This window comes from Mycobacterium sp. (assembly GCF_049683355.1).
GTDB lineage: Bacteria > Actinomycetota > Actinomycetes > Mycobacteriales > Mycobacteriaceae > Mycobacterium.
The window spans coordinates 1-6,459 of sequence record NZ_JBAUJB010000335.1 but is presented as its reverse complement, the minus strand read 5'-3'; the positions used below and the strand labels follow the sequence as shown (position 1 = coordinate 6,459).

Annotated in this window: 6 protein-coding genes; 3 read left to right on the top strand and 3 right to left on the bottom strand. The window is 67.6% G+C overall.

All coding sequences use genetic code 11. The features are described from left to right. Positions 1-787, bottom strand: a 787-nt coding sequence (locus tag WA944_RS19355) for a helix-turn-helix transcriptional regulator (protein WP_526647241.1), incomplete at its 3' end; no start/stop codon positions are given. Between the two features lie 119 nt (positions 788-906). Between WA944_RS19355 and WA944_RS19350 the strand changes: the two genes are divergently transcribed. After that, entirely contained in the window at positions 907-1,371 is a 465-nt protein-coding gene (locus WA944_RS19350) for an SRPBCC family protein (RefSeq protein WP_526375305.1), read from the top strand. On the opposite strand, the gene WA944_RS19345 is transcribed toward WA944_RS19350, so the two are convergent. After that, positions 1,361-3,061, bottom strand: coding sequence for a DEAD/DEAH box helicase (locus WA944_RS19345; RefSeq protein WP_526375303.1), 1,701 nt, complete (start codon positions 3,059-3,061; stop codon positions 1,361-1,363). The two genes, WA944_RS19350 and WA944_RS19345, sit on opposite strands and share 11 nt — an antisense overlap. 95 nt (positions 3,062-3,156) lie before the next feature. Then, positions 3,157-4,053 carry an SDR family oxidoreductase gene (locus WA944_RS19340; RefSeq protein ID WP_526375301.1) on the bottom strand — a complete coding sequence of 299 codons (897 nt, stop codon included), beginning with the start codon at positions 4,051-4,053 and terminating at the stop codon, positions 3,157-3,159. A 108-nt stretch (positions 4,054-4,161) separates the two neighbouring features. Between WA944_RS19340 and WA944_RS19335 the strand changes: the two genes are divergently transcribed. Together WA944_RS19335 and groL are read left to right on the top strand one after the other, a co-directional pair. Continuing rightward, positions 4,162-4,734 carry a TetR/AcrR family transcriptional regulator gene (locus tag WA944_RS19335; protein ID WP_526375307.1) on the top strand — a complete coding sequence of 191 codons (573 nt, stop codon included), beginning with the start codon at positions 4,162-4,164 and terminating at the stop codon, positions 4,732-4,734. 178 nt (positions 4,735-4,912) lie between these two features. Continuing rightward, positions 4,913-6,459, top strand: a 1,547-nt coding sequence (gene groL / locus WA944_RS19330) for a chaperonin GroEL (protein WP_526609122.1), incomplete at its 3' end; no start/stop codon positions are given.

The following is a 6,459-nucleotide window of genomic DNA, read 5'->3' as shown; positions in this document are numbered from 1 at the left end:
CGGCCACCGCGCGCCGCAGTCGGGTGTTCTCGGCCGGACGTCGCAGGCCGAGACGCCCGCCGTTGGCCTGGATCTCGTCGCCGGAACGCAGCAGCGATTCCGCCGCACCGTTGAGGTGCTGCACGGTCATGTCGGGGGCGACCAGGACGGCCGCGGCAGTAGTCGCGTCCACCGCGTGCACGCGGCCGTGGTCCCGGTTCTGCAGCGCGTTCAGTACCTGCTGGGTGCGCAGTGCCTGCCGGACATGGGGGACGAGCGCGTTGACCAGAGTGACGTTGTCGGCTGTCGCAAAGGGCGTGCTGCGCTTGTCGGTCACGACCATGAACATGCACGGAACCGGGGCGGCGGGAACCCGGACGAACAGCCCGTCGTCCATGTCGTGTGGGCGGATCCACCCCTGATTGAACTCCGAGCGTGGGTTCAAGTCCACCAGGTGCGCCCCGGAGTGCACAAGTCCGAGCGGGCCCCTGTCCACCGCGTCGAGCACGTAGTCGACCTGGCGATAGTGCTGCTGGTAGGTCTGTTTCGCTTCGACAGGGATGAAACACATATCGACGTTGCGCTCGTCACCGCAGCCGATGACCAGCCCGGCTCCGGTTGAGTTGAGGGCTCCGGTGACCAATGACATCGCTGCGGCCCAGCCGTCATCGGTGATTGCGGAGGCATGGACGGCGGTCACCATTTGCGAGAACTGTTCGATCGTGACCATCGCGGCTCCCCGGTGCAGCGTGTTGCGACGATCGTAGTCCTTGACCACCGCTGTTGCGTGATGCGGGACAAATATCATCAGACTGACACCTGCTTGCGCCCTGGGATGAGGTTTGGCTCTCAGACTCACGAGTGTTCGGCTGGCTGCTGCGGTGAGTTTCAGGGCCCCGAGCGGTCTACCCCACCATGACCGAAACCATGATTGTGAAGACCACCGTCGATGCGCCGGCCGAGAAGGTTTTCGGCGTGCTGGCTGATCCCTCCAGTCACCAAGCGATCGACGGCACGGGTTGGGTGCGGGAGGCGCTGGACGGAGAACCGCTGACCGAGACCGGGCAGATCTTCCGCATCGCGATGTACCACGACAACCATCCCGACGGGCACTACGAGATGGCCAACAAGGTCATCTCGTGCGAGCCGCACCGGGCGATCGGCTGGGAGCCCGGTCAGGCCGGCGAGGACGGCACGCTCGAGTTCGGCGGCTGGACCTGGCATTACGACCTCGAACAGATCGGCCCGCAGCAGACCCGGGTGACGGTCACCTACGACTGGTCGGCGGTGCCCGCGATGCTGCGCGAGCACATCGAGTTCCCGCCGTTTCCCGTCGAGCACCTGGAGAACTCCCTGGCGAATCTGGACAAGCTGCTCGTCGTCAGGCGGTGAGTTCGCGCTGCAGTACCCGGACCGCCTCGATCCGGGCCTTGATCTGATCGGTGGTGGCCGCGGCCAGCGGCGGGCCCCCGCAGCGGCGGCGCAGCTCGTTGTGGATCCAGCCGTGCGGCCGCCCGGTGCGGTGATGCGCCAGTGACACCAGCGTGTTGAGCTCCTGGCGGAGTTCCCGTAGTTGGCCGTGTGTCGACGGCCGCGGCACCACCCCCTCGGCGGTCCGCTTCGTCAGCTGTTCTTCTTGCCTGCGCCGCAACAGGTCTCGCATCTGATTGCTGTCGAGCAGTCCCGGGATGCCGAGGTAGTCGGCCTCCTCCTCGCTGCCCGAAGGGGTCGCGGAGCCGAACGAGGAACCGTCGAAGATCACCTGATCCAGTTCGGCGTCGGCACCCAGGTACTCGATCCCCTTCTCCTGGAGATCGGGTTCGTCACGCTTCTGCTCGGCGAGTTCGGCGTCGAGCGGATCGTCGAGCGTCTCCCGGTGCGGCTTGCCCAGGATGTGGTTGCGCTGCGCCTCCATCTCGCTGGCCAGCAGCAGCAGGTTCGGCACCGAGGGCAGGAAGATGCTGGCCGACTCGCCGGGCTGGCGCGAGCGCACGAACCGGCCGATCGCCTGCGCGAAGAACAGTGGAGTGGATGCGCTGGTGGCGTACACGCCGACGGCCAGGCGTGGCACGTCGACACCTTCGGAGACCATGCGCACGGCCACCATCCACTTCGAACTGCCCGCCGAGAACTCCGAGATGCGGTCCGAGGAGCCCTTGTCGTCGGAGAGCACCACGGTGGGCACCTCGCCGGTGATCGTGTGCAGCAGGTCGGCGTAGGCGCGGGCCGCGGTCTGGTCGGAGGCGATGATCATGCCGCCGGCGTCGGGGACGTGCTGGCGCAGACCCCGCAACCGGGTGTCGGCGGCGGCGATCACCGCGGGCATCCACTGGCCTGCCGGGTTGAGCGCGGTTTTCCAGGCCCGCGCGGTCTGCTCGGCCGTCAGCGGTTCACCGAGGCGGGCCGCGTGTTCCTCGCCCGCGCTGTCGCGCCATCGGGCCTCGCCCGAGTAGGCCATGAACATCACCGGCCGGACCACACCGTCGGCGAGCGCGTCGGAGTAGCCGTAGGTGTGGTCGGCCTGGGAACGCATCAGGCCCTCGCGGTCGGGGGAGTAGGTGACGAACGGGATCGCGCTGTCGTCGCTGCGGAACGGCGTGCCGGTCAGCGCGAGCCGCCGGGTCGCGTCGTCGAACGCCTCGCGAACGGCCTCGCCCCAACTCTTGGCGTCGCCGCCGTGATGGATCTCGTCGAAGACGACGAGGGTCTTGCGGTTCTCGGTGCGCACCCGGTGCCGGGTGGGGTGGCTGGCTACCTGGGCGTAGGTGACGACGACGCCGTGGTACTCCGGGGACGTCTGGAAGTTGGAGTTCGAGAACTTCGGATCCAACGCGATCCCGAGTCGGGCGGCCGCTCGAGCCCACTGGATCTTGAGGTGTTCGGTGGGTACGACGACGGTGACGGCTTCGATGGTGCCCTCGGCGAACAACTCGGCGACAACACGCAGCGCGAAGGTGGTCTTGCCGGAGCCCGGAGTCGCGACAGCCAGGAAGTCACGCGGCTTGGCGGCCAGGTATTTCACCAGCGCCCGTCGCTGCCAGCCCCGCAAAGCCTGGGTGCTGGGCGCTGCGTCAGCCCGCACCCTGTGACTCCTCTCTGAACGGCATGCAGTCTAGGGCAGGCGGTTACGCGACCGCATTTCCGCGGCGTGTCCGGGTCGCGTGTCGGCTCCGGTGGCTAGACCGGGAACGTCACCTTCGTCAGCTCCTCGGAGACAGTCCACAGCCGGCGCTGCAGGTCGAGGTCGTAGGACTGCGCACTGGAGGCGACGACCACGGGGTTGCCCCGCTGCTCGGCAATGCCGTCCGGACCGTAGTACTGGCCGCCGAGTGCGCCCGGGTCAGTGGCCGCGCGCAGGGTCGGCAGGGCGCCGGCGGCGGCGCTCTGGGTGATCAGGGGAAAGACGACCTGGGCGACGCGCAGCACCGGCTTGGGAAGGTTGCGCGCCAGCTCGGTGTCCGACGTCCCGGGGTGCGCCGCGACGGCGACGGTCTTGCCGCGCGGGGCCAGCCGACGCTGGAGCTCGTAGGTGAACAGCAGGTTGGCCAGCTTGGACTGGGTGTAGGCGCCCATCCGGTTGTAGCTGCGCTCCCACTGCAGGTCATCCCAGTGGATGGAGCCGCCCATCTTGTGGCCGTTGCTGCTGACCGTCACCACCCGGGCGCCGGGGACATCGAGCAGCTTGTCCAGCAGCTGGCCGGTCAGCGCGAAGTGACCCAGATGGTTGGTGCCGAACTGCAGCTCGAAGCCGTCCTTGGTAGTGCCCTTCGGGGTGGTCATCACCCCGGCGTTGTTGATGAGCAGGTCGATCGTGTCCAAGCGTGACTTCAGCGCATCGGCAGCCGCGCCGATGGAATCCAACGACGTCAGATCGAGTTCCTGGACCTGGACGTCGCCGGTCATCTGGGAGGCCGCCTTCGTGCCCTTGTCGGTGTCGCGGACGGCGATCACGACGGTCGCGCCCTTGGCGGCCAGGGCTTGGGCGGTCTCGAATCCGAGTCCGGTGTTCGCGCCGGTGATGACGGCGGTGCGGCCGGTCTGGTCGGGGATGTGGGCGGTGGTCCAGTCGGTCATGGTCGGAGCTCCTCGGTGCGTATTGTCAGTAAGCGGGGCGTATGCCCCGGTTGATCTCGACTATACGGAACGGTTGCCCCGTTTAGCAGGAGGTGCGCTGTGGGCGAAATCGAACCGCGAAGTCGGGCGGTGCGCGCCGATGCCGTACGAAATCGGGCGCGGGTGCTCGATGTGGCCTATCAGACCTTCGCGGCAGAGGGTCTCGCCGTCCCGATCGACGAGATCGCGCGCCGCGCCGGCGTCGGCGCGGGCACCGTCTACCGGAACTTCCCCACCAAACAGGCACTCTTCGGGGCGGTCTTCGAGGATCGGGTGCGCCGCATCGTCGAGCATGCGCGCACGCTGCTGACGTCGGATGGACCCGCAGAGGCGCTGTTCACGTTCCTGCGTTACATGGTCCGGACCGGCGCCACCGATCACGGACTGGTGGACGCGCTGGCCGGCTACGGGGTGGTCCTCGAGGCCGCCGCACCGGGCGCGGAAGTGGCCTTCCTCGCCGTGCTCGACGAGCTGTTGACGGCCGCCCAACAGGCCGGTTCGGCGCGGACCGACGTCGGCGTGCCGGAGATCAAGGCGCTGCTGCTGGTGTGCAAGACGGCGCAGCTCTACGGCGATCAGGTTTCGGACAGGGTCGCGTCGGTCATCGAAGACGGTCTCCGGACGTCCGGAACCCGCGGCTGATCTTGCACTCACCCTGGTCGAGTGCTAAGAATGCAGTTGGCACTCGCGACCGGCGAGTGCTAGGTCGGGACGGTGAGGCTCGGGGCCGCACCTAGCGGGGCACACCCAAGCCGTCCGTCGCGGGCACTGCGCCCGACCAGCAAGACGTGCATCCCCGATCCGGAGGAAACACTTCGCAATGGCCAAGACAATTGCGTATGACGAAGAGGCACGCCGCAGCCTCGAGCGGGGACTCAACGCCCTCGCCGACGCGGTAAAGGTGACGTTGGGGCCCAAGGGTCGCAACGTCGTCCTCGAGAAGAAGTGGGGCGCCCCCACGATCACCAACGACGGCGTATCCATCGCCAAGGAGATCGAGCTCGAGGACCCGTACGAGAAGATCGGCGCAGAGCTGGTCAAGGAAGTCGCCAAGAAGACCGACGACGTCGCAGGCGACGGCACCACCACCGCCACCGTGCTGGCTCAGGCGCTCGTTCGCGAGGGCCTGCGCAACGTCGCCGCGGGTGCCAACCCGCTCGGCCTCAAGCGCGGCATCGAGAAGGCCGTCGAGGCCGTCACCCAGACGCTGCTGAAGTCGGCCAAGGAGGTCGAGACCAAGGAGCAGATCGCTGCCACCGCCGCGATCTCCGCCGGTGACACCCAGATCGGCGAGCTGATCGCCGAGGCGATGGACAAGGTCGGCAACGAGGGTGTCATCACCGTCGAGGAGTCCAACACCTTCGGCCTGCAGCTCGAGCTCACCGAGGGTATGCGCTTCGACAAGGGGTACATCTCGGGTTACTTCGTGACCGACGCCGAACGTCAGGAAGCCGTCCTGGAGGATCCCTACATCCTGCTGGTCAGCTCCAAGGTGTCGACCGTGAAGGATCTGCTCCCGCTGCTGGAGAAGGTCATCCAGGCGGGCAAGTCGCTGTTGATCATCGCCGAGGATGTCGAGGGCGAAGCCCTTTCCACCCTGGTGGTCAACAAGATCCGTGGCACCTTCAAGTCCGTCGCCGTCAAGGCCCCGGGCTTCGGTGACCGCCGCAAGGCCATGCTGCAGGACATCGCGATCCTGACCGGTGGCCAGGTCGTCAGCGAAGAGGTCGGTCTGTCCCTGGAGACCGCCGACGTCGCGCTGCTGGGTCAGGCCCGCAAGGTCGTCGTGACCAAGGACGAGACCACCATCGTCGAGGGCGCCGGTGACTCCGACGCCATCGCCGGCCGGGTGTCTCAGATCCGTGCCGAGATCGAGAACAGCGACTCCGACTACGACCGCGAGAAGCTGCAGGAGCGCCTGGCCAAGCTGGCCGGCGGTGTTGCGGTGATCAAGGCCGGAGCTGCCACCGAGGTGGAGCTCAAGGAGCGCAAGCACCGCATCGAGGACGCGGTGCGCAACGCCAAGGCTGCCGTCGAGGAGGGCATCGTCGCCGGTGGTGGCGTGGCCCTGATTCAGTCGGCTCCTTCGCTCGACGAGCTGAAGCTGACCGGCGACGAGGCCACTGGCGCCAACATCGTCCGGGTCTCGCTGTCGGCCCCGCTCAAGCAGATCGCCCTCAACGGCGGCCTGGAGCCGGGGGTCGTCGCCGAGAAGGTCTCGAACCTGCCCGCGGGTCACGGCCTCAACGCCGCGACCGGCGAGTACGAGGACCTGCTGAAGGCCGGCGTTGCCGACCCGGTGAAGGTCACCCGCTCGGCGCTGCAGAACGCGGCGTCCATCGCGGCGCTGTTCCTCACCACCGAGGC